This is a genomic window from Mycobacterium liflandii (assembly GCF_022354805.1).
Classification (GTDB): Bacteria; Actinomycetota; Actinomycetes; order Mycobacteriales; family Mycobacteriaceae; genus Mycobacterium; species Mycobacterium marinum.
Genome location: NZ_CP023138.1, coordinates 5,452,956 through 5,479,248 on the forward strand (window position 1 = coordinate 5,452,956; position 26,293 = coordinate 5,479,248).

Genomic DNA, 26,293 nt, shown 5'->3' on the forward strand with positions numbered 1-26,293 from the left:
TTAACGACTGGCAATCGCACAGCTGCCGAAAGGGCCACACCCAGCGGTCAATGGCACCGGAGTGCTCAGGGCGCACGGGACAAGCGCCCGAACAACAACACTGTCTGCGGCTAAGGTTGCGCTCAACACCGACGCGGAGGGCGGGCCCCGGTCCAGTGAACACCGAATTCACGCTCAGTCAGAAACGCGCTCTGGCGATTGTCACGCTGGCCGCCCTGCTGTTCGGCGCCTACTTCCTGCGCAGCTATTTCGTGCTGATTGTGGTGGCCGCCGTCGGCGCATATCTGTTCACACCGCTGTTCAATTGGTTCAACAAGCGGCTGAACGCGGGCCTGTCGGCGACCCTCACCCTGTTGACGGCATTGGTGGTGGTCATCGTCCCGGTTGGGCTGCTGGTCGGCCTGGCGGTCGTCCAGATTGCCCGGATGGTGGAGAACATTGCCGGCTGGGTCAAGACAACCGACCTGAGCAGTCTCGGCGACAAGGCCCTGCAGCTGGTCAATGAGCTCCTGGCCCGAGTGCCGTTCTTGCATGTCACCGTGACGGCGGAGGCACTGCGCAAAATGATGATCTCGGTGGCTCAAAACGTCGGCCAGTGGCTGCTGCACTTTCTGCAGAATGCGGCCGGCAGCCTGGCCGGCGCGGTTACCTCGGGAATCATCTTTCTGTACGTGTTCATGGCACTGCTGCTCAACCGCGAGAAACTGCGGACACTGATCGGTCAGCTCAACCCGCTGGGTGAAGAAGTCACAGATTTGTACTTGCGCAAGATGGGCTCGATGGTGCGCGGCACCGTGATCGGTCAGTTCGTCATCGCGCTGTGTCAAGGCGTTGCCGGTGCCGCGTCCATCTACGTCGCCGGATTTCACCACGGGTTCTTCATTTTCGCGATCCTGCTCACCGCAATGTCCATCATTCCGCTCGGCGGCGGAATCGTGACAATTCCATTCGGTATCGGGATGGCGTTCTATGGCAATATCGGCGGCGGCGCGTTCGTCGTCTTGTGGCACTTGCTGGTGGTCACCAATATCGACAACTTCTTGCGACCGATTCTGGTTCCACGCGATGCCCGGCTCAATTCGGCGCTCATGCTGACGTCGGTATTCGCCGGCATCGGCATGTTCGGCCCGTGGGGGATCATCATCGGTCCGGTGCTGATGATCCTCATCGTCACCACGATCGACGTCTATCTGGCCGTGTACAAGGGCGTCGAACTCAAGGACCGCAGCGCCAAGCCCGCCCGCCGCAACTGGTTGCCCCGCAGAACCGGGAATGCGCCGGCAAACGCGGCTACTGACTCAACCGCTCAGTGAGGAACTCGACCACGCGCTTACGGGCCTCATACGCCGGATGGCCATCCACCTCACGAACCTCTTCGGTGAGTACCGAATGCGCCATCCGGCCAAAGCCGTCCGGGTTGCCCGGGCCGGAATCGATCTCGATCACCTCAAACGCGTCACCCAAACGCGCCTTGAGCGTACTGAACCGCTCACGCGGCGCCGTCTTGTCCTCGCTGAAGCGCAAACCGATGGCGCACAGCCCCTCATTCGCACAACGATCGGCGACCACCTGGAGCTCGGACTCACTTAGCCCGGGGTCACTGCGCTGCGCGGACGTCAGCGGCAGCGGCACCGACGGCTGACTGAGCACCGGGGCGAGCACGCTGTCATCGACGGCGGCGGCCAACGCAAAACCGCCGGTGAAGCATTGCCCGATCACCCCCACCCCCTTGCCCGGTGTGGACGCGTTGAGATCACGCGCCAGCGCGCGCAGAAAGATCGATACCGGCCGCGCTCCTTGTTGGTGGCCATCGCCGCGAACTCCTTGGCCACACATCCGCGGGAGATTTCGAGCGCCACATAACCGATCGACACCGCCTTGCCCGGCTTGCCGAACAACGACGGAATGGCCACCGTGAATCCGTTGTCCACCAGGTGGTTTCCCAGCGCCAGCACGCCGGGATGGATGCCCGGCATCTCCGGGATCAGCACCACTCCGGGGCCTGAGCCTTTGCGAAAGACGTCGTGGGTGTAGCCGCCGCCGGTGAACGGTGCCGCCGACCATCCGGCCAAGTCCGCTTCGGGTCCGCTCACGATCAGTCCCTTCTGCCGGCTTGCCGGCTAATTCTTGGTCGGCAGCAGCGCCTGCGATTGCGTAGCCAGCGCCAGCGTACGGAATTCGTCGGCGCTTCCGGCGCCGGTGATTGCGACCTGGGCGGGACCCTGCGGGCTGGTAAGCCGGGTGGTCCACACCGGCTCGGTGGAGCCGTTGCTATCGGTGCCTTCGTAGACAACCCAGCTGGTGTCGACCACATCCACGGTGCCAGTCGGATACATGTCCGGATGGATCGATCGGACCAGTTTGTCCTCGTCGGTATTGCTCTGGGTCAGGCTCAGGTACATCCCCGATGGGCTGATGTATCCCACCTTCGAGGTGGTCGCGCGCAGCAGCTGACCGTTAGCCGGATCGGTGCGCCCATTCTCGATGCCGCCACGACCGCCCGAGTTGGCTTTCCATCCATCCGGCAGGACTGGCAGCCGAATCGGGAATCCCAGGGCGGCCGCGTCGGCCTTCAGAGCCGCCGCGGCGTCGTAGGACGGGACATTTCCTCGATTGGTCGCGCCCGGTTGGAAGGAACACATCCCTACCAGGCCTGCCAGCAGGATGCAGCCAACCACCAGCGGGGCAAGCGACCAGAACATGTCGCGCCCATCCTGCAGCAACCGTGGTTTGGCCGGCTTCGGGCCCGGCTGCGGCTCACCAGTCACCTGGCCAGTATCGCAGGCCAGTATCCCAGCTCCAGCCCGGTGATCTGCTTCTGGGACAATCACCAACCATGACAGCTCAGGGATCCGGTTCGTCGCCAACCGCGGTCGCGGGGCGCGACCCATCGCTGCCACGGCCGCCACGTGGCGAAGCCCCCGACCGCAACCTGGCGATGGAACTCGTGCGAGTCACCGAGGCCGGTGCCATGGCCGCGGGCCGCTGGGTGGGGCGCGGCGACAAGGAGGGTGGCGACGCCGCCGCTGTCGACGCGATTCGCGAGCTGGTGAACTCGGTGTCGATGCGTGGCGTCGTGGTCATCGGCGAGGGCGAGAAAGACGACGCCCCGATGTTGTACAATGGCGAAGACGTCGGAAATGGCGACGGGCCAGAGTGCGACTTCGCTGTCGACCCGATTGATGGCACCACACTGATGAGCAAGGGCATGCCCAACGCCATCTCGGTGCTGGCGGTAGCCGATCGCGGTGCGATGTTCGATCCGTCGGCGGTGTTCTACATGAACAAGATCGCCGTCGGCCCCGAGGCCGCGCACGTGCTCGACATCACCGCACCCATTGCCGAGAACGTTCGGGCGGTGGCCCGGGTCAAGGCATTGTCGGCGCGGGACATGACGGTATGCATCCTGGACCGGCCACGACACGCCCAGTTGATCGAAGACGTTCGGGCCACCGGCGCCCGGATCCGGCTGATCACCGATGGCGACGTCGCCGGCGCCATCTCGGCATGTCGACCGGAATCGGGCACCGACATGCTGGCCGGGATCGGCGGCACGCCGGAGGGCATCATCGCCGCCGCCGCGATTCGCTGCATGGGCGGAGCCATCCAGGCGCAACTGGCCCCCAAGGACGAGGCCGAGCGCCGCAAGGCGCTCGACGCCGGCTACGACCTCGATCAGGTGCTGACCACCGAGGACTTGGTGTCCGGGGAAAACGTCTTCTTCTGTGCCACCGGGGTCACCGACGGTGACCTGCTCAAGGGTGTTCGCTACTACCCGGGCGGCTGCACCACGCAGTCGATCGTGATGCGGTCCAAGTCGGGCACCGTGCGGATGATCGAGGCCTACCACCGACTTTCCAAACTCAACGAATACTCGGCGATCGACTTCACCGGCGACAGCACCGCCGCCTATCCCCTGCCGTAACACCCTTCCCGCAAACCCGACCAGCAAGGACCCGCCAATGGCCCACAGCGCCCACGACGATGCCGACAACGACACCGAATACCGCATCGAGCACGACACCATGGGCGAGGTCCGGGTGCCGGCAAAGGCACTATGGCGCGCCCAAACCCAGCGGGCGGTGGAAAACTTCCCCATCTCGGGCCGCGGTCTCGCGCGCGCCCAGATCCGCGCCTTGGGCCTGCTCAAGGGCGCTTGCGCGCAGGTGAACATGGACCTCGGGCTGCTGGCACCGGAGAAGGCCCAAGCGATCATCGCTGCCGCCGCCGAGATCGCCGACGGCCAACACGACGACCAGTTCCCGATCGATGTCTTCCAGACCGGCTCGGGCACCAGCTCCAACATGAACACCAACGAGGTGATCGCCAGCATCGCCGGCGCCAATGGCGTGGCGGTACACCCCAACGACGACGTCAACATGTCGCAGTCGTCGAACGACACCTTCCCAACCGCCACTCACATCGCGGCCACCGAGGCCGCCGTCAGCCACCTCATCCCCGCCCTGGAGATCTTGCAGGACGCCCTGGCCACGAAGGCTCTCGAGTGGCAGTCGGTGGTCAAGTCGGGCCGGACCCACTTGATGGACGCGGTTCCGGTCACGCTGGGCCAGGAGTTCAGCGGGTATGCCCGCCAGATCGAGGCCGGCATCGAGCGCGTCCGCGCCACGTTGCCCCGACTCGGCGAACTGGCCATCGGCGGTACCGCGGTCGGTACCGGACTCAACGCCCCCGAGGGCTTCGGCGTCAAGGTGGTGTCGGTGCTGGTGTCCCAGACCGGGCTGCCCCAATTGCGAACGGCGGCGAACTCTTTCGAAGCCCAAGCCGCACGGGACGGATTGGTCGAGGCCTCCGGGGCGCTGCGCACCATCGCGGTGTCGCTGACCAAGATTGCCAACGACATCCGCTGGATGGGCTCCGGTCCGTTGACCGGTTTGGCCGAGATCCAGCTGCCGGACCTGCAGCCCGGCAGCTCCATCATGCCGGGCAAGGTGAATCCGGTTCTCCCCGAGGCTGTTACGCAGGTCGCGGCGCAGGTGATCGGCAACGACGCGGCGGTGGCCTGGGGCGGCGCCAATGGCGCCTTCGAGCTCAACGTCTACATCCCGATGATGGCCCGCAACATCCTCGAGTCATTCACGTTGCTGACCAACGTCTCAAAGCTGTTCGCGCAGCGCTGCATTGCCGGGTTGACCGCCAACGCCGAGCACCTGCGTGAACTCGCGGAGTCCTCACCGTCGATCGTGACACCGCTGAACTCGGCGATCGGCTACGAGGAGGCGGCCGCGGTCGCCAAGCAAGCGCTCAAGGAACGCAAGACGATCCGCCAGACCGTCATCGATCGCGGCTTGATCAGCGACAAGCTCTCGCTCGAGGAACTCGACCGCCGTCTCGACGTGCTTGCGATGGCCAAGGTCGAAGCGACCGACGACTAGGCCGACCTAGGTCCGTGCCGGGCGACTGGCTACGCCCGCGCGGTTGCGCGACCCCCTCAACCGAGGCGGTTCAAGGAAACGAGGATGGTTAGGCGTATGATGACTCCTCCCGGTGGGCCCTATGGCCAGGATCCGGCCGGCTACAACCCGTATGGTCAGGCCCCCTACGGGTACGGCCAGCCCCAGGCCGGCGGCCAATACCCGTACCCACCGACCGGGCCGTACACCAACCCGCAGGGCGGTGCGCCTTCCTACGGGCCGGGCACCTATCCACCCCAGCAATTCCCCCAGGCCGGTCAGCCGTATGGCACCGGCCCCGGCTGGCCGACCGGGCCGTACTCACCCGGACCGCCGCCGAAAGGACCGGGCTCGAAGGCACCGTGGCTGATCATCGCCGGTGTCGCCGTGCTGGGCGTACTGGCGCTGGTAGTGGTGCTGGTCTTTACGCTCGGCGGCAACAAATCGAACAACGCCGGCCCCTCGGGCACCCCCGCGACCAGCGGCGCTTCGACTTCGGAGCCGGACAACTCCGAGCAGAACGCGACCGGCTGCACCCCCAACGTGTCCGCCGGTGAGCGGCCACTCGGGGAGATCATCAGTGCCGGCAAGTTGTCGTTCCCGATCAGCGCGGCACCGGGCTGGTCGGTATTCGGCGACGATCAGAGCCCCAACCTGATTGGAGCGTTGGGGGTCGGCCAGGAGGTACCCGACGCCAGCCAGTGGATGATGCAGGCCGAGGTCGCCGTCACCAACTTCGTGGCCAGCATGGATGTCAGCAAGCAGGCATCGAAGCTGATGCAATGTGTGGTCGACGGCCCCGGCTACGTGCAGTCGTCGCCCACCCTGGGCCCCACCAAGAAGTCGTCGACCACCGTCGACGGGGTCAAGGCGGCTCGAGTTGACGCCGACATCACGATCGCCGACACCTCACGCAACGTCAAGGGTGACTCCGTGGTCATCATCGCCGTCGACACCAAACCGGTCACCATCTTCCTGGGCGCCACACCCATCAGCGATGCCGCCTCGGCGGCCACGATCAGCAAGGTCATTGCGGCACTCAAGGTCGACAAGTCCTGAAAACCGACAAGTACCGAGCCGAACCCGCGCTAGCCGGCCTCGGCCGGGGCACAGACGTGCGTGGCTTCGGAGCGGCCGCGCAGCACCGTGGAATAGCACTGGATCCAGCGACGGCACTCGGCCTCATGGGCGCGGTCAAGCGCCGCCGCCGAACACAGAATCCGCCGCTCGGAGGTCTTGGCGAGGTCGGCCAGCCGTGCGGCCTCATTGACCGCGTCGCCGATGACCGTGTATTCGTAGCGGTTTTCCGCACCGATGTTGCCGGCAAAAACCCGCCCCGCCGAAACACCGACACCGAAATCCACCGCCGGTAGGCCACGCAGCTGGGTGCCCAACGCGCGCGCCGTCGCCAGCGCGGCCGACGCCGGATCACCGGTTCGCAGCGGCGCTCCGAAGACGGCCAGCGCAGCGTCACCTTCGAATTTGTTGATCAGCCCCTGATGCTCATCGACGGCGTCGACGACTATCCGGAAGAAGTCGTTGAGCACTTCGGCTACCTCTTGCGGCGGGCGGTTTTCGGCCAGCTGCGTGGAGCCCACCAGGTCGATGTAGAGAACCGCCGCCTCCACCACTTCGCCCGGCGACCCGGAGCCCTCTTCGAGGGCGCGGCGTGCGACATCGGTGCCGACATGGCGGCCGAACAGGTCCCGGAGGCGTTCCCGCTCTTCCAGGCCGGCCACCATGCGGTTGAACCCCGTTTGCAGGCGCCCAATTTGGGAGCGCTCGTAGGAACCGACGTAGGTGCCGATGTGGCCGTGCTCGACCTGCCCCATGGCGTCGACGATCTCATCGAGTGGATCGGAGATGGATCGCGAGGTCAGGATCATCGTCGGCAGCCCGAGCAGCAGGGCGGCCAACGATACGACCAGGATCGGCACATCCAGCGACGCGGACTGTTCAATGACCCACCCGTAGGACCGCAACACGATGAAGGTCCCGATGACCCCGATGGGCAAGGCGCTGCACAGGAACCAGAGCAGGACCAGCCGGGCGAACACGCCGGGGACCGCCAGTCGCGGCTGGCCGCCCCGGGTGGCCACCCCCACGATGGGCCGCAGGGTGCGTTGCGCCAGCAGCATGCCGGTGCCCGCGGCGGCGGGTCCCCCCAGCACCACACCGAGCAGAATCGGCAGCAGGATCTTGGTGCCGTCCGCGTGGTTGAGCAGCATCAGGACTGCCCCGGATGCGGCCCAGGCTCCGACCAGGATCAGCGACTGGCGACCACCGAGCCGCAGCGCGGCTTCTCGCTGCGCCTTGGTGGGCGGGTGCCCCGGGACGAACCACTGCAGGGTGGGGGCCAGGGTCAGTGCTCCGGCAACCGCGACGCTGATGATCCCCAGCACCACCAGGACCGACACCACCGGCAGGTTTCGTTGGGCGAAGTCGACGTAGGTGTGACCGCGCAGTGGGATCAAGATCGCCGATGCATCAACGACGGCGATGAAGTAGGCCAGGGCGAGGTCGAACGCGTATTGCAGTAAAAGCCTGCGGGCGGTCTTCGGCTGCGCTTGGCCTGCCGAAGCGCTGGTGCTAGGCACCGTTATTGGGCCCGCCTGAGTTCTGACCCGCTATGTCGGTGATCGGGAAGTTCGGCATGGGTTTGGGCGACGGGGTGTTGGGCAACGGCGGGATGTCGCTGGGCGGAATGTCGCGCAGTTCGTCGACGGGCGGGCCGTTGTCCCGGCTGCCGTAGCTGCTGCCGGGCGCCCGCGGCCCGAGCAGCTCGCTGACCGTCACCAGGCGATAGCCATTTGCCTTGAGCACCGGAATGAACTGGTAGACCAGGTCGACGGTGCTCGAGTAGGTGTCATGAAACAACACCACCGAACCCGGCTTGATCTGCCTCATCAGCATGTAGCGCGTGGCCGCGGTGTTGGAGTCGTTGGCCCAGTCGAAGGGGATGACATCCCAGAGGATTTCGGCTTGGCCGTATTTTGCGGCGGTCTGGCGCACCGCCGCGTTGGACAGTCCCCCGGCGGGACGATAGAGCGTGGGTGTGCGACCCGTCGCGGCTTTGATCGCGTCGTTGGCCCGGGAAAACTGGCCGGCGATGTCCGCTTCGGGGATGGTCGTCATGTTGGGGTGTTCCCAGGTGTGGCTGCCGATCTCCATGCCCGCTTCGGCGATGCGTTTCGCTGCCGCGGGGTTGGCCGCCACCTTGTTGCCGATCAGGAAGAACGTGGCCTTGGCGTCGTTGTCCTTCAGGATTTGCAGCAGACGATCCGTGAACGGGCTTGGACCGTCATCGAAGGTCAGCGCGACACATTTGACCACCGCGCAACTCTGGTCATCGGCACGCGTGACATGGCCGGTCAGGCTGCCGATCACCAGCACGGCCACCGCCGCAACGACCCCGACGACCATGCGCCAATACCGCCAGGCCTGGTTGTCGGGTCGTTTGCGCACCTTGGCAGCCTACCTGGCGCTAGGCACCCGATCCCGCCATCGCGGGGTCTCGCGGCCTGGTCAGGGGCCGATCAGTGCGGCCCGGCGATCTCTTCGAGCATCTCGGTGACCAGCGCGGCGATCGGGGACCGTTCACTACGCAGCAGCGTGATGTGCGCAAACAGCGGATGTCCCTTGAGTTTCTCGATCACCGCGACAATGCCGTCGTGGCGGCCGACTCGCAGGTTGTCGCGCTGCGCGATGTCGTGCGTCAACACCACCCGGGACCCGGTACCCAGCCGCGACAGCACGGTCAAGAGCACGTTGCGTTCCAGCGATTGGGCTTCGTCGACGATGACGAACGAGTCATGCAACGAGCGGCCCCGGATGTGGGTGAGCGGCAGCACCTCGAGCATGCCCCGGGAGAGAACCTCCTCGAGCACCGCCGGGCTGGCCAAACCTTCGAGCGTGTCGAAGACGGCTTGGGCCCATGGCCCCATCTTGTCGCTCTCGCTGCCGGGTAGGTAGCCCAGCTCCTGGCCGCCCACCGCATAGAGCGGGCGGAAAACGACCACCTTGCGGTGAGTGCGGCGCTCGAGCACCGCTTCCAGGCCGGCACACAGCGCCAGCGCCGACTTTCCGGTCCCGGCTTTGCCGCCCATCGACACGATGCCCACCGACTCGTCGAGCAGCAGGTCCAGCGCTACCCGCTGTTCGGCCGAGCGACCCCGCAAACCGAAAACCTCGCGGTCACCGCGGACTAGCTGCACACGTTTGGCCGCGGTGACCCGGCCCAGCGCATGTGAACTTCCGCCCAGCAGCCGGACCCCGGTGTGGCAGGGCAGATCGCGGGCTTCGGCCAGGTCGATCTCTCCGTCGGCGAATAGGGCATCGATATCCCCTGCAGCCGTTTCGATTTCGTGCATCCCGGACCAGCCGGAGGCTACGACGTCCTGCGCGTGGTACTCGTCAGCCGCCAAGCCCACCGCAGCGGCCTTGACTCGAAGCGGAATGTCCTTGCTGACCAACGTAACTCGTCTGCCCTCGGCGGCAAGGTTGGCCGCGCAACTCAAGATGCGAGAGTCGTTGCTGTCGGTACGGAATCCCGCGGGCAGCACCGAAGGGTCGGTGTGGTTGAGCTCGACGTGCAACGAACCACCTTGTTTACCAACCGGAATGGGCTGATCCAGCCGCCCGTGTTCCAGTCGAAGGTCGTCGAACAACCGCAATGCCTGCCGGGCGAACCAACCCAACTCATGGTGATGCCGCTTGGCTTCGAGCTCACTGATTACCACCAGTGGAACCACCACTTCGTGCTCGGCGAACCGGCTGCAGGCCCAGGGGTCGGACAGCAACACGGAGGTGTCCAGCACGTAAGTCCGAATATCGGTCACAGAGCGCTCCTCGAGCGATTGCCGCTCGGGCGGACCCGCACGAGCGTGTCGACGCGGGCCGCGGCACCAGGACCGGGGCCGGTCCTGCCGTTGTAGTGACGGAAGGTGCCGCCCTGGCAGCTGAGCAAGTCGCTGACCATCACCTGCGACGCTACTCCGGTGAGCACACCCACGCAGGACAGGCGCGCCGAGGCAAGCACACCTTGACGACGACGGACCGCGCGGTCGCGCCGCGCAGGAGCTGAGCGGTCAAGCCCAACAGACGAAAACGATGCACTGCGCCAGGCGCAGTGCATCGTTTTGTCGAAGTCGATCTAGCCCGTCACGAACTGCTTGAGCGCAGGCTCCTCAGCCAATCCCCATTCGGTGATGCGGCCCGAAACAACCTGCTTGAGCTGGTCCGCGCCAAAGATTGCGGCCTCGGCAACGTCGCGCAGTTTGTCCTGGTAGGCGTCGATGTCGGCACCGGGGGCCTGCAGATCGCCGGCCCGGGCGGCAATCGCGGCGATCGTCTCGTCGCGGCGGGTGGCCAGGCAGTGGTCCACAAGATTGGCAAAGAACAACTCGTGACGCGCTTCGTCACGGCCGATCCGGTCGATCATGCCGGCCAGGACGGGTTCCTCGATCTGGGCAGCCAGGTTGCGGCAGAAGGCGACCAGGGAGCGCTCGTAGAAGGCCATGTACACGAGAGTTTCGACCTGCGTGTACTTCTCGGCCCGGTACCCCTTCATCACGTACTGGACGCGGACGTCTTCGTTGAGGACCGGGTCGACCTCGCGAGTCACCACCAGGTAGTCGCGCAGAGCGATGGCGTGCAGGTGCTCCTCAGCGGTCCATCTACCCAGCCAACGACCCCACCAGTCCTCGAGAATGAAGTGCTCGACGAGTTCGCGGTGACGGCCGGCCAGGTTGTCCTTGAGGATCAACAGGATCTCGCAGGCATCGGTGATCAGCCTGGGCAGCGTCGTCTGGGAGGGATCCCAGTCACGTCCACCGAGGAAGGCGAAGTTCTCGCCCTGGTCGAAGGGGACGAAGTCGTGGGCGAACCAAATGTCCTCGGTGTCGAGGTGGCGAGCCATGTTCTGTTCGACCACGGGCTCAAGTTCGAGGGTCAGCGCATTAGCGACAGGTTTCTGTGCCATGCGGTAACTGTAACCCTCATACACAGGATAATTAAAATCGACCCCCCGTGTCGCCGTCAGCGATCTACGAGATTCCACTCCTCGAGGCCCTCATAAAGGGGAAAGTCCCTGGCCAGACGGGTTACCCTGGCCCGCAGCGCGGCCACATCGGCCGAGCGCCCGGCCGCGAGGGCGCCCGCGATCACGTCGGCGACCTCACTGAATTCGGCATCGCCGAACCCGCGGGTGGCCAATGCGGGAGTCCCGATCCGCAAGCCCGAGGTCACCATCGGTGGCCGCGGATCGTTGGGGACAGCGTTGCGGTTGACCGTGATTCCCGCCTCGTGCAGCAGGTCTTCGGCCGCCTGGCCATCGAGCGGGGAATCACGCAAATCGACCAGTACCAGGTGTACGTCGGTGCCGCCGCTGACCACCGAGACCCCCGCCTTGGCGACGTCGGAAGCCATCAGCCGATCGGCGACAATCCGGGCACCCGCCAGCGTGCGCCGCTGCCGATCGGCGAATTCGGGCGTGCCGGCGATCTTGAGTGCCACCGCCTTGCCCGCGATGACATGCATGAGCGGACCGCCCTGCTGGCCAGGGAAAACCGCCGAATTGATGGCCTTGGCGAATTCCTGCTTGCCCAGGATCATGCCCGACCGGCCGCCACCGAGCGTCTTGTGAATTGTGGTGGAAACCACATCCGCATGCGGCACCGGGGACGGATGCAATCCGGCAGCCACCAGCCCGGCGAAGTGGGCCATGTCGACAAACAACTGGGCGCCAACCTCATCGGCGATGGAGCGGAAGGCCGCGAAGTCGAGCACCCGGGGATAGGCCGACCAGCCGGCGATGATCACCTTCGGACGGAACTCAAGCGCCTTGGCCCGCACCGCGTCCATGTCGATCAGGTGCGTCGTCGGGTCGACGCCGTAGAAGCCGTTCTCGTACAACTTGCCGGAGAAGTTCAGCCGCATGCCGTGGGTCAGGTGGCCCCCATTGGCCAGATCCAGCCCCAGCAGCCGCTCCCCCGGCGACATGAGCGCATGCAACACCGCGGCGTTGGCCTGGGCGCCCGAATGCGGCTGCACGTTGGCGAAATCGGCGCCGAACAGCGCCTTAGCCCGGTCGCGGGCAATGTTTTCCACCACATCGACGTGCTCGCAACCGCCGTAGTAACGCCGGCCCGGCAGGCCCTCGGCGTACTTGTTGGTCAAGACACTGCCCTGGGCCTGCAATACCGCTCGCGGGACGAAGTTCTCCGAGGCGATCATCTCCAGCGTGTCCCGCTGCCTACCGAGTTCCTTGCCCAGCAGCGCTGCGATGTCGGGGTCGACCTCAGCGAGCGGAGCCTCCATCACAGAAGCATTTCTCGGCGCGGATTTTGGGGCGGAAGTGCGAGCGTCAGGTGCGGCAGTCACGGCCGCCAGTGTATCCAGTGGTGCCGTTGCGGGCCCGATCTCCCAGTACCGCTGGCCCCAGGCGACAAGCATGCCCTCGCCCCTGTAAGACTTATGCCATGTCACGGCTTAGCGAGCCGAGCCCCTATGTGGAGTTCGACCGAAGGCAGTGGCGCGCGCTGCGAATGTCGACACCGCTGGCTCTCACCGAAGCCGAACTGATCGGCCTGCGCGGCCTCGGGGAACAGATCGACCTGCTCGAGGTCGAAGAGGTCTTCCTGCCCCTGGCCCGGTTGCTTCATCTTCAGGTCGCGGCCCGTCAACGACTGTTCGCCGCTACCGCGGAATTCCTGGGTGAGTCACAGCAGAACCCTGACCGGCCGGTGCCGTTCATCATCGGCGTGGCCGGCAGCGTGGCAGTCGGCAAGTCGACCACCGCCCGCGTGCTTCAGGCCCTCTTGGCGCGCTGGGATCACCATCCCCGGGTGGACCTGGTCACCACAGACGGATTTCTCTACCCCAACGCCGAGTTGGAGCGACGAAATCTGATGCACCGCAAGGGCTTTCCAGAAAGCTACAACCGCAGGGCGCTGATGCGGTTCGTCACGTCGGTGAAGTCCGGGTCCGACTATGCCTGCGCACCGGTGTATTCACACCTGCACTACAACATCATCCCCGGAGCCAAACAAGTCGTCCGCCATCCCGACATCTTGATCTTGGAGGGACTCAACGTACTTCAGACGGGCCCGACGCTGATGGTGTCGGATCTGTTCGATTTCTCGCTGTATGTGGACGCCCGAATCGAAGACATCGAGCAGTGGTACGTGTCGCGGTTCCTGGCCATGCGCAGCACCGCGTTTGCCAACCCGGAGTCACACTTCCACCACTACTCGGCGCTGCCCGACCCGGAAGCTGTGGTCGCCGCGCGCGAGATCTGGCGAACGATCAACCGACCCAACCTCGTTGAAAACATCCTGCCGACTCGGCCGCGGGCAACATTGGTGCTGCGCAAGGATGCCGACCACTCCATCAAGCGGCTGCGGCTACGCAAACTGTAGGCCGCGGCGCCGCTAGGTTGATCCGGCGCCGAGTCAGCCCGGGGCCTGACTTAAAGGCCGCTCGCCCCATTCGCACCCCACAGTGACCCGCCGGTGCCTCCGGCACCGCCGCTGCCCGCCGACCCGTCGGCAAAGCCGGACCCGCCGGTGCCGGCCGCGCCGCGCTCACCGCCGGCGCCGCCATTGCCGATGTGCTGGGCGTCGCCGCCGGCGCCGCCATCACCGCCGTCACCCCCATCGCCGCCAATGTATTGGTCGTGAGTCGTTCCGCCTGGGCCGCCGCTACCGCCGGCCCCGCCCGCACCGCCGTCGCCGTATAACCAGCCACCGGTGCCACCACCGCCGCCGTTGCCGCCGTTGCCGCCGTTGCCCCCGCTGCCGCCGAACCCGTTCGGGTATCCCGAGATGCCAGCGCCGCCGGTACCGGCAGCCCCACCGGCACCTCCAGCCCCCCACATGCCGGCGGAGCCGCCCAGGCCGCCGTCGCCCGTCTCGCCGCCATTGCCGCCGCCTCGGGGAGCATTGCCGGAGGTGACATAACCGCCACCGTCCCCGCCATTGCCGCCGGCGCCGCCGGCCCCACCGTTGCCCAACAACGCCCCGCCGGCTCCGCCGACCCCGGCGTCACCGCCGGCACCCAACAAGAAGGCGTTACCCCCGCCGCCCCCATTCGCCCCGACACCGCCATTGCCATATAGCCAGCCACCGACACCACCGGTGCCGCCGGGCGCCAGCGCCCCGCCGCTGCCCCCGGTCCCGCCGTTGCCGAGCAGCCCCGCATCACCGCCGTTACCGCCGGCAGCCCCACCGGTGGTGCTGTTCCAGCCGTTGCCACCGTTGCCGATCAACAATCCGCCGCGCCTCCGTTGGGATTGGCGGCGGTGCCGTTGGTGCCGTTGCCGATCAGCGGACGTCCCAACAGCGCCTGGGTAGGCGCATTGATCAACCCCAGCAGATCCTGCAGTGGCGACACGTTGGCCGCCTCGGCGGCCGCATAGGCGCCGCTGGCTCCGCGCAACCCCTCGAGGAACTGCTGGTGAAACGCCGCGACCTGCCCGCCGAGTGACTGATAGGCCTGGGCATGCCCGGCAAATAGCGAGGCCACCGCCGCCGCGACGTCATCTGCGCCGGCGGCCAGCACCCCCGTCGTCGGGACAGCGGCGGCCGCGTTGGCCGCGGTGAGGGCCGAACCGATGCTCGACAGTTCCGTTGTGGCATGCGCCATCAGGTCTGGGGCGGCTATCAAATATGACATCACTGTCCTCTAGAGGTTTACCCCCGCCGAACAGCCGGATCGTATCTCGGATCACCCATCGATCCGAGCCGATTTGAGCATTCCAACCTCATCGTCAGTCACCGCCGGCTCTCCCGGGCCGCGGAACCCGCCACCGCCCGACATGGCTGGTGCGGGGCACCCACCTCAGCTATCGGGGGCGCCCCGCACCAGCGGGAAGGGGAGTTCAGGCCGTGATACGACGCACTCCCAGGTACTGCAGCCCGGCAAATGCCGCTGTGAACACGCCGCTGGCCACTGTCGCGGCCACCCCGATGCCAGTCATCGGCACTAGTTCGGCGGCGACGATCGCGCCCACGGTGTAGACGAGGTTGCCGACGACCACCCCTATCCCGGCGCGACGCAGGTTGGGTATCGCGGCGAGGCCGAACACCAACAGGCCGTAGAGCACGAAGAAGGCACCGATGCTGTATTCCTGAGCGGATGTCAGGCCGGTCAGCGACGACATCGGGTCGGCGGCCGCGGCGAGGGCCAGGCCCATGAGTCCGGTCAATGTGGCGTCCGCGCGCATCGCGAAACGCAGCAGTGCGTCCGTCGAATCGGAGAGGGGCCGAGTTGTCGGGCCCGAGATTGCGGTCATTGCATTACTCCTTGGGGCTGTGCGAGAAGGCGGTCGGTGGAACAGTTTTGAGACTGCCGCCTGCGCACTGCCAGATCGACGCATGGCACTGCCAACTGCTGCCATAGGCCCCGTGACCAGGTCGTTCTCCCCGCCGTCAGGCAGTTGCGGGCAGTGCCGTCAACGCCCGCCGGGCGGGGGCCGGCAAGACTAGTCGCTGGCCACCGTGATGCGCCCGCGCAAATCGGCCGCGATCAGCCGAGCAGCCGCGTTCTGCCAGTTGTGCAGTGACCGCTGCGGGACCTCGGTCACCAGCCATTGCCAGGCCTGCCGGGCGATGGGATCCAAACCCGCCGCGGTGGCATTCTGCGCGTAGGCACGCACACCGACGACGTAGGGAAAATACAGCGAGTTGTAATAACGCCACTGTTCGGTGGTTCCGAAATCACCACCCTCACGCGGCTTGAGTCGCTTGATGCCGTCGGCCAGGACGGCCTTAAGTTCGTTGGCCCGTTCCAGCGGCTGGTCGGGAACCCCACGGGTGGCCAGCCGCTGATCGATCACGGGCAACGCGGTCAACGGGCTGGCGACGAGCTTGGCCAGGTCACCGTAGTGCCCCAGCGCTCTGCGGGTCAGCCTGACAAAGGTCTCGTCATCGATGCCGGCAAGCGGATCCGCCGACCGCAGCGGTAGCGCCGCACCGGTGTGGCGCAGTGCCGCGCGGTCGGCGCGCAGTGCCGGCGATTTCGAAAACGCCAGCCGGTCCAGTACCCCGGCCAGTGGGTCGGCCAACACCTGCACGGCGATGGCGATCGACAGGCTGGTGAACAGCAGCACCGTCAGCACGGTCGAAGCGGTGGGCTCATCGCGGATCAAGGCCAACCCGATCAGCGCCTGACCGCCCAACACACCCGCGACCGCCATCGCGCCCGCAAACGAGCGCAGCATGTCCGCGCGCAACGCCTGGCCTTCGTCGAAGGCGTCCCATACCGCCACGGCCACGCCGAGCAACAACACGTCGAATCCCGTTGAGGCCAGGGCCAGCCAGCTGGGCACCAGCCCCAGCGGAATCACCAGGATGGCATTGCCCAGCGCGAAGAACAGCGTCGCGACGATGACCACGCCGACCACCGGCATCGGCTGCGCCGGCCGCACCAACACGGCCACCATGGCGCCCAGCGTTGCCGCCGAGATCACCGCAAACATCAGCCAGTGACCGGGCCGCAGTGGCCCTGCCACGCTGCCCGCGATGGTCGCACCCAGCAGGGCCAGCGCGCCGACGGCCGCGATCAGCAGCAACTCGGCTTTGCGTGCCCAAGGGCGCTCGGGCGCCACCGACAACTCGAGCAGAACGCCGAACCATGCCACGCCCGGCACGGCGACCAGGTAGATCTCCAGCTGACCGAGCAACTGGGCGTGGGCCATGCTGGTGTTGCGCACCGCATCCAACGCCAAGACAAGGGCAAACCCGCATAGCCCAATGGCGGCCAATATCAGCACCGGCTTGCGCGGGTCGCGGGCCAGCAGGTAGAGCCCCAGCCAACCGCTGAGCGTGAACACCACCGCCGACAGCGCAGCCATGCGCCCAGTGTTCCACGCCAGCGCCTCGCCGTACCGCCGATGCGGCCTCGCCGGTGGCCACGCCGTCGGAGAAGGAATCGATGGTTGAACCAGATCATGAACTCCTGCTGGTTGTCCCCCGGTTCTGCCCCAATTGCAGTCGGAGGTTGGCGCCCACCGAGTCGGTCGAGCCGGTGCCGCAGCGCCAGCCCTGGTAGATCGAGGGGCATCCCAGCGGCGGGCTCAGTGCCGCACGCGATTACTTGCCGTACCGGCGATGGCGCATGCTGTAGTCGCGCAATGCGCGCAGAAAATCGACCCGCCGAAACGCTGGCCAGTGCGCCTCGGTGAACCACATCTCCGAGTAGGCGCTCTGCCATAACAGAAACCCGGACAGCCGCTGCTCGCCGGACGTGCGGATGACCAGATCAGGGTCGGGTTGCCCCGAAGTGTAGAGGTTCTCCGAAATGCCCTCAACGCTCACCGCGTCGATAAGCTCCTCGGCGGTCGCACCGTTGGCGAGTTCCTTGCTCAGCAGCGCCCGCACCGCGTCGACGATCTCGCGACGCCCGCCGTAGCCGACTGCCACGTTCACATGGAACTGCGCGGTGGCCGGCGTGGATTCCACGGCCTCGCGCAGCCGGCGCGCCGGTTCATCGCCGAGCAGCTCCAAGTCGCCGACGGTGCGCACACTCCAGCGGTTGGCCGGGGCACAGATCTCTTCGACGACGTCGGTGATGATCTCGATCAGCGCCGCCAGCTCGTCGGCGTCGCGCTGCAGGTTTTCAGTGGACAGCAGGTAGACGGTGGTCATCTCGATGCCGGCTTCCTGGCACCACCGCAACATCTCGGCGATCTTGGCGGCACCCATCCGGTAGCCGTAGCTGACGTCGTCGTAACCCGCATCGCGGGCCCAACGGCGATTGCCGTCGCACAGCACCGCGATGTGCCGCGGCAACTCGGAACTCGTGGCTGCCAGGCCTTGCCGCAGCCGCAGCTCATACAGCCGATACAACGGCTCCTTGAGCCGCGGCGGGATGATCTCCACGAGGATCCAGACTACTGTGCCGCGCACCAAATTCCGGCCTTGATTCGCCGCAAGATCACGCCAAGTCGTAAGCCCACTCACGCTCGGGGCGACTACTGTGATCGGTGACCGATATCCGGCGATCACCAGACGGGGCAATGGGCGAAATGAGCAGCCAGGCCAGCATGGCCAGCACCGCAGAACCCGAACCACAGGGTCTAGCCGTTCCCAACGCTGCGCATCATCTCGTCGAAGGGGTCGCACGGGCGCTCACCAAGCCGCGCTTCCGCGGCTGGATCCACGTCTATTCGGCCGGCACCGCTGTTTTGGCGGGCGCATCGCTGGTTGCGGTCTCCTGGGCGGTGGGCTCCACCGAAGCCGGCCTGGCCACGCTGGCCTACATTGCGGCCACCGTGGTGATGTTCACCGTCAGCGCCACCTATCACCGAGTCAACTGGGCGTCCGCGACCACGCACAAGTGGATGAAGCGGGCCGATCACTCGATGATCTTCGTGTTCATCGCCGGTAGCTACACCCCGTTCGCCCTGCTGGCATTGCCGGGCCATGACGGGCGAGTGGTGTTATCGATCGTGTGGGGCGGTGCGATCGCCGGGATTCTACTCAAGATGTGCTGGCCGACCGCGCCGCGCTGGGTCGGTGTCCCGCTCTACCTGCTGCTGGGTTGGGTCGCGGTCTGGTACACCGCGACGATTCTGCACAACGCCGGGGTGACGGCGCTGGTGCTGCTGTTTGTCGGCGGCGCCTTGTACAGCATCGGCGGCATTCTCTACGCCGTGCGCTGGCCGGATCCGTGGCCCTCGACGTTCGGCTACCACGAGTTCTTCCACGCCTGCACCGCGGTCGCGGCGATCTGCCACTACATCGCGATGTGGTTCGTGGTGTTCTGAGCGCTACAGCAGCGCCTCACGTGGCTACAAATGAGTCACGTCGGCCGCTGACCAATACGCCTTCATCGTGGCCACTTTGCCGGAGCGATCGAACGCCATGACCTCGATGGGCTCCACCCGCATCTTGCTGTCGCCGCTGGTCACGGTCAGCCGGAACTGAAAAGCCGCCTCGTTGCCACACACCCGCAGCGACACCAACTCGCACTCGCGCGTCAGGCCCGCGATCGCCGAATAGAAGCCGTGGATGGCTCGCGTACCGATGTGCACCTCTCCCCCGACCGGATCCTCGAGGGTCGCGTCATCGGCGTAGAAGCCGACCAGATCGTCGGCGCCGCCGTCGGCCAGCACCGACATGTATCGGTTGACCGTTTCGGTAATCGCTTGGGACCTCTCAGCGGAATTCGGCATGTGACGCACGCTACTACCCGGGCACTGGCAGAGCTGCGGCCAGTTCGCCGGTACCGGTCACCGGCAGGTCGCAGACCCGTCCCCGGCAGACATAGGCGGCGTCCGCACCCGCCACCCGATCCCGTCCGATCAGCAACGGTGCCGAGTCCAGCCGACCGCCGACGACGATGGCTCCGCCCGGCGCCAGCCGGCGGGCGGCGGCCAGTAGCTCTGACTGCGGATCGTCGCAGGCAACCGCGATCTGCAGCGGTCCCCGCACCGCCGCCTCCGCGACGGACAGCCAGTGCCCGGCCGACCTCGGTGCGCGTGCCAGCAAGACCGAATGTTCGCGCAACGTTTCCGTGGCGGCTTGCAGGTAGCGCGGGGCGCGGTCGTCGGCGACCAGGTGTGCGACGGTCAGCAGGGCTTCGGCGATCGAAGACGCACCCGAAGGCGTGGCCCCGTCGAGCGGGTCGCCCGGGCGCAGCATCAGCCGCTCGGCGTCGTCGGCGGTGTCGAACCAGCGACCGGGCCGCTGCGGATCGCCGAAGTGCGCCAATGCGGTATCCAGCAAATCGCAGGCCGAGGTCAGCCAACCCGGTTCGGAAGTCAACTGATAGAGCGCCAACAGGCCGGTGGCCAGCATGGCATGGTCCTCGAGGATGGCCGCGCTGTCGCCGACCACACCGCCCAGGCTGGCGCGGCGCAACCGGCCGTCGACCACGTGCAAGTCCAGCAACACGCGTGCGCAACGCCGCGCGGCTTGCGCCAATTCGGGCTGCTGCAGGGCAATGCTGGCCTCTACCAGCGCCGTGATTGCCAACCCGTTCCAGGAGGTGACGACCTTGTCATCGCGACCGGGTTGCGCGCGCCCGCGCCGGGCCGCCGACAGTGCGCCGCTGACCCGCTGCAGCCGCTCGGCGTCGTGCGGATCCGAGGGCAGCTGCAACACCGACGCGCCGTATTCGAAGGTGCCGGCCGCGGTCACCGCGTAAACCTCTGCGGCCCAACGGCCGTCGTCCTCACCTAGGAGCTTGATCAGCTGTTCGGGAGTCCAGACATAGGTCGAACCCTCGCGGCCGTCGGTGTCGGCATCCAGCGAGGAGGTGAACATGCCGCCAGCGGCCAGCCCGTCCAGCAGAAACCCCGCGGTCTGGGCCGCGACGCGGCGCGCCAACTCATCGCCGGTCCGCCGGGCCCAGTGCGCATAAGCCCGCAACAGCAGCGCGTTGTCGTACAACATCTTCTCGAAATGCGGTACCACCCAGGCCTTGTCGACGCTGTATCGGGCGAAGCCGCCGGCAAGTTGGTCATAGATGCCGCCGCGGGCCATCGCGGCGCCGGTGCGCGACACCGCAGCCAGTGCGGCCGGGGAGCCGGTGCGCTCGTAGTGCCGCAGCAACGCTTCCAGCAGCGCCGACGGCGGGAACTTGGGCGCGGTGCCCCAGCCACCATGAACCGTGTCCTGCTCACCCAAGACGACCGCGACGGCATGGTCACACAGCTCCGGCGCCACGTCGGGACCGCCGCCGGGCGGTCCGGACGCCATCGAACGCAACTCACCGGCAATGTGGTCGGAGGCCTCCTCCACCTCGCCGCGACGTTCCCGCCAGGTCTCCGATACGGCCGAAAGCAGCTGCAGAAAACCCGCTTTCGGGTAGTAGGTACCGCAGTAGAAGGGCCGCCCATCAGCGGTCAGGAAGCACGTCATCGGCCAGCCGCCCTGCCCGGTGAGGGCAACGGTGGCGTTCATGTAGACCGCGTCGATATCGGGCCGTTCCTCGCGATCCACCTTGATGTTGACGAAGCCCGCGTTCATCACCGCCGCCACCTCGTCGTCCTCGAACGATTCGTGGGCCATGACGTGACACCAGTGACACGCGGCGTATCCGATCGACAACAGAATCGGCACGTCGCGCACGGCGGCGTCAGCCAGCGCCTGCGGTGTCCATTGCTGCCAATGCACGGGGTTGTCGGCGTGCTGGCGCAAGTACGGACTGGTGGCCTGCGCGAGGGTATTGGTTCCGGAGAAACCGGCCGATGAATCAGCCGGGGTCATCGGCCGGCCCCGGCGATCGCGTGGTGGCGCCACCGTCCGCGGCGGGCGGTTCCTCGACGTCCACCACATCCGTGCCCTCGTCGGCCGCCTGATCCGGCTCGGGGTGCGCACGATCGAAGGATTCCGGGACCTTCCTGAGTTGCCGGTTCATCGATCGCAGCAGAAACAACGTGGCGATGACCAAGACCACGACGACGAGCAGCCCCAACGGACTGGCCTTGCCGAAATCGGGTCCGGTATTGCGCGGTGCATCGTCTGCAATCACAGTGAGCAGAAACTGGTTCATTGGCTCGACTCGATTCCGGCGAACAACTCGGTCTCAGGCAGACCGATGGGGATGCGCGAGCGGGCCAACTCGAATTCCTCGGTCGGCCAGAGTTCACGCTGCCACGACAGCGGCGCCGCGAAGAATTCGGCGTTGGGGTCGATCTGGGTCGCATGCGCTCGCAAGGCGTCGTCGCGTTGGGCGAAATAGCCCGAGCACTCAACGCGGGTGGTGACTCGGTTGGCAAACGGATCGTGGTCGGGATGCCAGTGCTCGAGCCACTTGCCGAACGGACCTTCCTGGCCGCGCTTGATGAACTCATCTTGCAGAATCCGCATGCGCTCCCGCAGGAAGCCGTGGATGTAGTAGAGCTTGGACACCGTCCAGGGCTCACCGGCATCCGGGAACCGCAGATAGTCGGCAGCGGCCTCGTAGGCGCCGATGGAGACCTGGTGGCAGCGGATGTGGTCGGGGTGCGGGTAGCCGCCGTTCTCGTCGTAGGTCGTCATCACGTGGGGCCGGAACTCCCGCACCACACGTACCAGCGCTTCGATGGAATCTTCCAAGGGCACCAGGGCGAAACACCCCTCGGGCAGCGGGGGCGGCGGATCCCCCTTCGGCAGTCCGGAGTCGACGAACCCAAGCCAGGTGTGCTCCACACCGAGAATCTCGGCCGCCTTCGCCATCTCGTCGCGGCGAATTTCGGAGATGTGCCCGTGCACGTCGGGCAGATCCATCGCCGGGTTGAGAATCTCGCCGCGCTCGCCCCCGGTCAACGTCACCACCAGCACGCGATGACCCTCGTCCGCGTACCGGGCAAGAGTGGCGGCGCCCTTACTGGACTCGTCGTCGGGGTGGGCATGCACCGCCATCAACCGCAGTTTGCTCACGTGCTCCCTTGTCCGTCTGCTGGTCGGGCCGTCTGCTCGCCGGCCGATTGCGCCACTATAATTTCAGTTCTCAATCGTTCCATCTTGTCGTCCGGCGTCTGACGCCCGCCCACAGCCCTTCCCCGATCCGCCAAGCCAGGCATGAATCCAGCACCCATATCCCGTCCCGAAGCCCGCTATGGGCGGTCTCGACTCTCCGGTAGGTCGCGGCGCTACATCCTCATCGCTCTGGCGGTGTTGGTGGTGGTGGCCGGGACCGTGCTTGCCGTGATCGGCTACCAGCGGATCGTCACCAACGCCGTCACCGGCAAATTGGCCGGCTACCGCGTGATCGATGAGCAGACGGCATCGGTGACGATCAGCGTGACGCGGTCAGACCCGTCACGGCCGGTCGATTGCATCGTGCGCGTCCGGGCCAAGGACGGTAGCGAGACCGGCCGGCGAGAGGTCCTGGTGCCGCCCTCGGACCAAACCACCGTGCAGGTGACGACGACCCTGAAATCGAGCAAGCCGCCGTTGATGGCGGACGTATACGGTTGCGGCACAGATGTGCCCGCTTACTTGCGCTCACCTTGACCGCGCAACAAACCCCGAACTGCGCATATGCAGTCACCGACTGTTAGCGCGGTGGTAACATGGCTAGATACACGGTCCTGACCGGGACCGTGTATTGCTGCATTAATGGCCGTGAGCAGAAGCGGAGTGGCAGCGACCGGGGTGGGGGCCCGCGTACGCCCGATACCGGGTTGATGCGGGATCAGCAACTTGCGCGCATGCGCCAAAAGACAACACAAGGAGCGCCACGAGATGACGGATACTCAGGTGACCTGGTTAACCCAGGAGTCACATGACCGACTCAAGGCCGAGCTCGATCACTTGATCGCCAATCGTCCGATCATCGCCGCCGAAATCAATGACCGCCGCGAAGAGGGCGACCTGCGCGAGAACGGCGGCTACCACGCCGCCCGCGAAGAGCAGGGCCAGCAAGAGGCCCGCATCCGCCAGCTGCAGGACCTGCTCAACAACGCCAAGGTCGGCGAAGCGCCCAAGCAGTCCGGTATCGCCCTGCCCGGTTCCGTGGTGAAGGTCTACTACAACGGCGACCAGTCCGATAGCGAGACATTCCTCATCGCCACCCGCCAAGAAGGCGTCAACGACGGCAAGCTCGAGGTGTACTCGCCGAATTCCCCGCTCGGTGGCGCCCTGATCGACGCCAAGGTCGGTGAGACCCGTAGCTACACCGTGCCCAACGGCAGCGTCATCGAGGTCACGCTGATCAGCGCCGAGCCCTACCACTCCTGACCTGACGAGCAGACACAGAATCGCACCCAGCGCGCGCTGCGCGTGCGATTCTGTGTCTGCTCGCGGGCTGCTCGCGCCGGGGTTAGCCCAGCGCCTGTTTGAGGTCGTCGAGGAGATCGGCAACGTCTTCGATACCGACCGACAGCCGCACCAGGTCATCGGGCACTTCCAGCTGCGAACCCGCGGCCGACGCGTGAGTCATCGCGCTGGGATGCTCGATCAGCGACTCCACACCGCCTAGCGATTCGGCCAGGATGAAGATGTTCGTCTTGGCGCACAGCTGTTCGGCGGCGGTGCGGCCGGCTCGCATCCGCACCGAAACCATGCCGCCAAACCCGCGCATCTGCCGCGCCGCCACGGCATGGCCGGGGTGACTGGGCAGCCCTGGGTACAACACGGTGCTGATCGCGGGATGTTCGGCGAGGAATTCCGCCACGGCAGCGGCATTTTCACTATGCCGCTGCATGCGCAGGACCAGGGTTTTCAGGCCGCGCATGGTCAGGTACACGTCGAACGGGCCCGGCACCGCGCCCGCCCCGTTCTGCAAGAAGGCAAAAGACTGGTCCAGCTCTTCGTCATTGGTCACCAGTGCGCCACCCACCACATCGGAGTGACCACCGATGTATTTGGTGGTGGAATGCAGCACCACGTCGGCGCCCAGCGATAGCGGCTGCTGCAGCGCCGGAGATGCGAAGGTGTTGTCCACCAGAACTTTCGCCGAGCTGTCCGCACCCAGCTGGGCGATGCCGGCGATGTCGGCGATCGACAGCAGCGGATTGGTCGGTGTTTCCACCCAAATCAGTCGGGTGGTTGGCCTTATCGCCGCACGCACCGCATCCAGATCCGCCAGGGCTACCGGTGTGTACTCGACGTTCCACCCGGTGAAGACCTTGTCAATCAACCGGAAGGTGCCGCCGTAGGCGTCGTCGGGGATGACGACATGGTCACCCGGTCGCAGCATTGCCCGCAGCGCGCAGTCGGCGGCGGCCATGCCGGAACTGAACGCACGCCCGAACGCCGCGTCTTCAACCGCGGCAAGCGCGGCTTCCAAGGCGGTGCGAGTCGGATTGCCGGTTCGCGCATACTCATAGCCGCCCCGAAGCCCGCCGACACCATCCTGGGCGAAGGTGCTGCTGGCATAGATCGGAGCGTTGACGGCTCCGGTCGCCGGGTCCGGGCGATAGCCGGAATGAATGGCTCGTGTTGCGAGTCCGGCGAACCGGTGCTGCGCCTTGTGATCGTCCTTCATCGATGACCAGCCTAATAGCGAACGCCACCCCGGCCGTAATCGCACGGCCGAGGTGGCGCTTTGCTAATCACTCACTGACACAAGTGAGTTGCGTTGCACTCAGAGCGGTAGGCAAACCGTCGTCATGATCTTGTCGGCAAGCGTCTGCCGCTTGGCGTCCCACAGCGGGAACAGGAACCCGATGTAGCAGATGATCGCGTCGACGATGTGCGCAAGCTGGCGCACCACCGACATTCCGAAGCCCAACGGCTCCCCCGTGGTTTCGCTGACCACCTTGAACTTCATGATCGACTTACCGATGCTCGAACCGGTGGTGCCTTGGCGGTAGCCGTAGTCCCATACCAGGTAGGCCAACCCCACCAGGGACAACAACCACTGCGCCAGCTGACCGATCATCGACGGCTGGGATACGCAGTACTGGCCAATGTCGTACTGACTGATGTCGGTCACGCACGACGAGGTCGTGGTCACCATCATGATCAGCCAGCCGATGCCGGTAACCACAACGTAGGGCGCGAAGTCGATGAGCGCGGCCAGCACGCGAGTGATCCACGGCGTGTAGGACTCCGCCGGCAGTGCACGAATCGCCGGCCCCGGTGGGGGCGGTGCGTATCCACCCGCCGACGGTGGTGGCGGCGGCGGGTAGCCACCTTCCAGCGGTGGTGGTGGCGGAGGCGGCGGATAAGCGCTGCCGCCGGGCGCCGACGGCGGCGGAGGCGGCGGATAACCGCTGGTGCTGGGCGACGGGGGCGGTGGCGGCGGCGGGTAGCCGCCCCCGCTGGGCGCCGAGGGAGGCGGTGGTGCTTGGTACCCACCAGCGGGCGGCTCCGACCCACCGGAGGATCCGGGAGGCGGAGGCGGTGGGGGGTAAGACCCGCCGGGAGGCGGCTGATCGGTCATGGGCAACCTTCCACTCGGAATTAGCTGAAGTAGGCGGCCTTACAGTACCTGAGGTTGGCGGTCTG

Annotated in this window: 23 protein-coding genes and 2 pseudogenes; 8 read left to right on the forward strand and 17 right to left on the reverse strand. The window is 66.2% G+C overall.

Going from position 1 to position 26,293, the window contains the following annotated elements:
• Window positions 1–155: 155 nt before the first annotated feature.
• Entirely contained in the window at window positions 156–1,313 is a 1,158-nt protein-coding gene (locus CKW46_RS24190; protein ID WP_015356904.1) for an AI-2E family transporter, read from the forward strand.
• On the opposite strand, the pseudogene CKW46_RS24195 reads toward CKW46_RS24190, so the two are convergent.
• Together CKW46_RS24195 and CKW46_RS24200 are read right to left on the reverse strand one after the other, a co-directional pair.
• A pseudogene (locus CKW46_RS24195) lies at window positions 1,291–2,093 on the reverse strand (dienelactone hydrolase family protein). The gene CKW46_RS24190 and the pseudogene CKW46_RS24195 sit on opposite strands and share 23 nt — an antisense overlap.
• Window positions 2,094–2,120: 27 nt before the next feature.
• The gene (locus CKW46_RS24200; protein WP_499018401.1) at window positions 2,121–2,768 is read right to left on the reverse strand and encodes a DUF4245 domain-containing protein; all 648 of its coding nucleotides are present in this window, start codon (window positions 2,766–2,768) and stop codon (window positions 2,121–2,123) included.
• A 68-nt stretch (window positions 2,769–2,836) separates the two neighbouring features.
• Here CKW46_RS24200 and glpX point away from each other — a divergent pair, with 68 nt between their 5' ends.
• From glpX to CKW46_RS24215, 3 genes are all read left to right on the forward strand, one after another.
• Window positions 2,837–3,925, forward strand: a complete 1,089-nt coding sequence (glpX, locus tag CKW46_RS24205) for a class II fructose-bisphosphatase (RefSeq protein WP_012395930.1) — start codon at window positions 2,837–2,839, stop codon at window positions 3,923–3,925.
• Window positions 3,926–3,962: 37 nt separating this feature from the next.
• Window positions 3,963–5,393, forward strand: a complete 1,431-nt coding sequence (locus CKW46_RS24210) for a class II fumarate hydratase (RefSeq protein ID WP_482052501.1) — start codon at window positions 3,963–3,965, stop codon at window positions 5,391–5,393.
• A gap of 96 nt (window positions 5,394–5,489) precedes the next feature.
• The gene (locus CKW46_RS24215; protein WP_482053472.1) at window positions 5,490–6,470 is read left to right on the forward strand and encodes a hypothetical protein; all 981 of its coding nucleotides are present in this window, start codon (window positions 5,490–5,492) and stop codon (window positions 6,468–6,470) included.
• A gap of 29 nt (window positions 6,471–6,499) precedes the next feature.
• On the opposite strand, the gene CKW46_RS24220 is transcribed toward CKW46_RS24215, so the two are convergent.
• The 5 genes from CKW46_RS24220 to glyA all read right to left on the reverse strand — a co-directional run bounded on the left by CKW46_RS24220 (window position 6,500) and on the right by glyA (window position 12,728).
• Window positions 6,500–7,948, reverse strand: coding sequence for an adenylate/guanylate cyclase domain-containing protein (locus tag CKW46_RS24220; RefSeq protein ID WP_051045886.1), 1,449 nt, complete (start codon window positions 7,946–7,948; stop codon window positions 6,500–6,502).
• 52 nt (window positions 7,949–8,000) lie between these two features.
• A complete protein-coding gene (locus tag CKW46_RS24225; protein ID WP_015356908.1) occupies window positions 8,001–8,876 on the reverse strand; it encodes a polysaccharide deacetylase family protein in 876 nt (291 codons plus the stop codon).
• Window positions 8,877–8,947: 71 nt separating this feature from the next.
• Window positions 8,948–10,249, reverse strand: coding sequence for an RNA 5'-3' helicase PhoH2 (gene phoH2, locus CKW46_RS24230; protein ID WP_012395935.1), 1,302 nt, complete (start codon window positions 10,247–10,249; stop codon window positions 8,948–8,950).
• 314 nt (window positions 10,250–10,563) lie between these two features.
• Window positions 10,564–11,391, reverse strand: coding sequence for an acyl-ACP desaturase (locus CKW46_RS24235; protein ID WP_117437065.1), 828 nt, complete (start codon window positions 11,389–11,391; stop codon window positions 10,564–10,566).
• Between the two features lie 56 nt (window positions 11,392–11,447).
• Window positions 11,448–12,728 carry a serine hydroxymethyltransferase gene (gene glyA / locus CKW46_RS24240; RefSeq protein ID WP_038580547.1) on the reverse strand — a complete coding sequence of 427 codons (1,281 nt, stop codon included), beginning with the start codon at window positions 12,726–12,728 and terminating at the stop codon, window positions 11,448–11,450.
• A gap of 161 nt (window positions 12,729–12,889) precedes the next feature.
• On the opposite strand from glyA, the gene coaA reads away from it, so the two are divergent.
• The gene (gene coaA / locus CKW46_RS24245) at window positions 12,890–13,828 is read left to right on the forward strand and encodes a type I pantothenate kinase (protein WP_015356911.1); all 939 of its coding nucleotides are present in this window, start codon (window positions 12,890–12,892) and stop codon (window positions 13,826–13,828) included.
• A gap of 56 nt (window positions 13,829–13,884) precedes the next feature.
• Here coaA and CKW46_RS24250 read toward each other — a convergent pair.
• The 4 genes and pseudogenes from CKW46_RS24250 to CKW46_RS24265 all read right to left on the reverse strand — a co-directional run.
• Window positions 13,885–15,083 (reverse strand): annotated as a pseudogene (locus tag CKW46_RS24250) (PE family protein); the annotation flags it as partial.
• 205 nt (window positions 15,084–15,288) lie between these two features.
• Complete coding sequence (locus tag CKW46_RS24255) at window positions 15,289–15,702, reverse strand: hypothetical protein (protein WP_117435349.1); 414 nt, start codon at window positions 15,700–15,702, stop codon at window positions 15,289–15,291.
• A 189-nt stretch (window positions 15,703–15,891) separates the two neighbouring features.
• Window positions 15,892–17,262, reverse strand: coding sequence for a hypothetical protein (locus tag CKW46_RS24260; protein ID WP_012395940.1), 1,371 nt, complete (start codon window positions 17,260–17,262; stop codon window positions 15,892–15,894).
• Between the two features lie 238 nt (window positions 17,263–17,500).
• Entirely contained in the window at window positions 17,501–18,289 is a 789-nt protein-coding gene (locus CKW46_RS24265) for a (2Z,6E)-farnesyl diphosphate synthase (protein WP_012395941.1), read from the reverse strand.
• Window positions 18,290–18,435: 146 nt separating this feature from the next.
• Here CKW46_RS24265 and trhA point away from each other — a divergent pair, with 146 nt between their 5' ends.
• Window positions 18,436–19,176, forward strand: coding sequence for a PAQR family membrane homeostasis protein TrhA (gene trhA / locus CKW46_RS24270; RefSeq protein WP_012395942.1), 741 nt, complete (start codon window positions 18,436–18,438; stop codon window positions 19,174–19,176).
• 24 nt (window positions 19,177–19,200) lie between these two features.
• Here trhA and CKW46_RS24275 read toward each other — a convergent pair whose 3' ends face one another.
• From CKW46_RS24275 to mca, 4 genes are read right to left on the reverse strand one after another with little or no spacing between them, the layout of a single operon-like run.
• Window positions 19,201–19,584: a nuclear transport factor 2 family protein gene (locus tag CKW46_RS24275; protein ID WP_117435347.1), complete on the reverse strand. Its 384-nt coding sequence runs from the start codon at window positions 19,582–19,584 to the stop codon at window positions 19,201–19,203.
• Window positions 19,585–19,597: 13 nt separating this feature from the next.
• Window positions 19,598–21,622: a thioredoxin domain-containing protein gene (locus tag CKW46_RS24280; RefSeq protein WP_482052502.1), complete on the reverse strand. Its 2,025-nt coding sequence runs from the start codon at window positions 21,620–21,622 to the stop codon at window positions 19,598–19,600.
• Window positions 21,609–21,908 carry a hypothetical protein gene (locus tag CKW46_RS24285; RefSeq protein WP_011738573.1) on the reverse strand — a complete coding sequence of 100 codons (300 nt, stop codon included), beginning with the start codon at window positions 21,906–21,908 and terminating at the stop codon, window positions 21,609–21,611. The genes CKW46_RS24280 and CKW46_RS24285 overlap by 14 nt, the downstream gene beginning before the upstream one ends.
• A complete protein-coding gene (mca, locus tag CKW46_RS24290; protein WP_012395944.1) occupies window positions 21,905–22,777 on the reverse strand; it encodes a mycothiol conjugate amidase Mca in 873 nt (290 codons plus the stop codon). The genes CKW46_RS24285 and mca overlap by 4 nt, the downstream gene beginning before the upstream one ends.
• Before the next feature lie 141 nt (window positions 22,778–22,918).
• Here mca and CKW46_RS24295 point away from each other — a divergent pair, with 141 nt between their 5' ends.
• Together CKW46_RS24295 and greA are read left to right on the forward strand one after the other, a co-directional pair.
• Window positions 22,919–23,353 (forward strand): DUF4307 domain-containing protein, encoded by a 435-nt coding sequence (locus CKW46_RS24295; RefSeq protein WP_012395945.1) that lies wholly within the window; start codon window positions 22,919–22,921, stop codon window positions 23,351–23,353.
• Window positions 23,354–23,584: 231 nt separating this feature from the next.
• Window positions 23,585–24,079, forward strand: coding sequence for a transcription elongation factor GreA (greA, locus tag CKW46_RS24300; protein ID WP_011738576.1), 495 nt, complete (start codon window positions 23,585–23,587; stop codon window positions 24,077–24,079).
• An 82-nt stretch (window positions 24,080–24,161) separates the two neighbouring features.
• Here the strand turns inward: greA and CKW46_RS24305 are convergent, their stop codons facing one another.
• Both CKW46_RS24305 and CKW46_RS24310 read right to left on the reverse strand, forming a co-directional pair.
• Entirely contained in the window at window positions 24,162–25,328 is a 1,167-nt protein-coding gene (locus CKW46_RS24305) for a cystathionine gamma-synthase (protein WP_482052503.1), read from the reverse strand.
• A 99-nt stretch (window positions 25,329–25,427) separates the two neighbouring features.
• Window positions 25,428–26,228 carry an RDD family protein gene (locus CKW46_RS24310; RefSeq protein WP_041299563.1) on the reverse strand — a complete coding sequence of 267 codons (801 nt, stop codon included), beginning with the start codon at window positions 26,226–26,228 and terminating at the stop codon, window positions 25,428–25,430.
• Window positions 26,229–26,293: the final 65 nt, after the last annotated feature.

Coding starts and splice junctions, on each gene's coding strand:
- glpX (WP_012395930.1), top strand. CDS start 2,837: ATGACAGCTCAGGGATCCGGTTCGTCGCCAACCGCGGTCGCGGGGCGC.
- CKW46_RS24210 (WP_482052501.1), top strand. CDS start 3,963: ATGGCCCACAGCGCCCACGACGATGCCGACAACGACACCGAATACCGC.
- CKW46_RS24215 (WP_482053472.1), top strand. CDS start 5,490: ATGATGACTCCTCCCGGTGGGCCCTATGGCCAGGATCCGGCCGGCTAC.
- CKW46_RS24235 (WP_117437065.1), bottom strand. CDS start 11,391: ATGGCACAGAAACCTGTCGCTAATGCGCTGACCCTCGAACTTGAGCCC.
- glyA (WP_038580547.1), bottom strand. CDS start 12,728: ATGGAGGCTCCGCTCGCTGAGGTCGACCCCGACATCGCAGCGCTGCTG.
- coaA (WP_015356911.1), top strand. CDS start 12,890: ATGTCACGGCTTAGCGAGCCGAGCCCCTATGTGGAGTTCGACCGAAGG.
- CKW46_RS24255 (WP_117435349.1), bottom strand. CDS start 15,702: ATGACCGCAATCTCGGGCCCGACAACTCGGCCCCTCTCCGATTCGACG.
- CKW46_RS24260 (WP_012395940.1), bottom strand. CDS start 17,262: ATGGCTGCGCTGTCGGCGGTGGTGTTCACGCTCAGCGGTTGGCTGGGG.
- trhA (WP_012395942.1), top strand. CDS start 18,436: ATGAGCAGCCAGGCCAGCATGGCCAGCACCGCAGAACCCGAACCACAG.
- CKW46_RS24275 (WP_117435347.1), bottom strand. CDS start 19,584: ATGCCGAATTCCGCTGAGAGGTCCCAAGCGATTACCGAAACGGTCAAC.
- CKW46_RS24280 (WP_482052502.1), bottom strand. CDS start 21,622: ATGACCCCGGCTGATTCATCGGCCGGTTTCTCCGGAACCAATACCCTC.
- CKW46_RS24285 (WP_011738573.1), bottom strand. CDS start 21,908: ATGAACCAGTTTCTGCTCACTGTGATTGCAGACGATGCACCGCGCAAT.
- CKW46_RS24295 (WP_012395945.1), top strand. CDS start 22,919: ATGAATCCAGCACCCATATCCCGTCCCGAAGCCCGCTATGGGCGGTCT.
- greA (WP_011738576.1), top strand. CDS start 23,585: ATGACGGATACTCAGGTGACCTGGTTAACCCAGGAGTCACATGACCGA.
- CKW46_RS24305 (WP_482052503.1), bottom strand. CDS start 25,328: ATGAAGGACGATCACAAGGCGCAGCACCGGTTCGCCGGACTCGCAACA.
- CKW46_RS24310 (WP_041299563.1), bottom strand. CDS start 26,228: ATGACCGATCAGCCGCCTCCCGGCGGGTCTTACCCCCCACCGCCTCCG.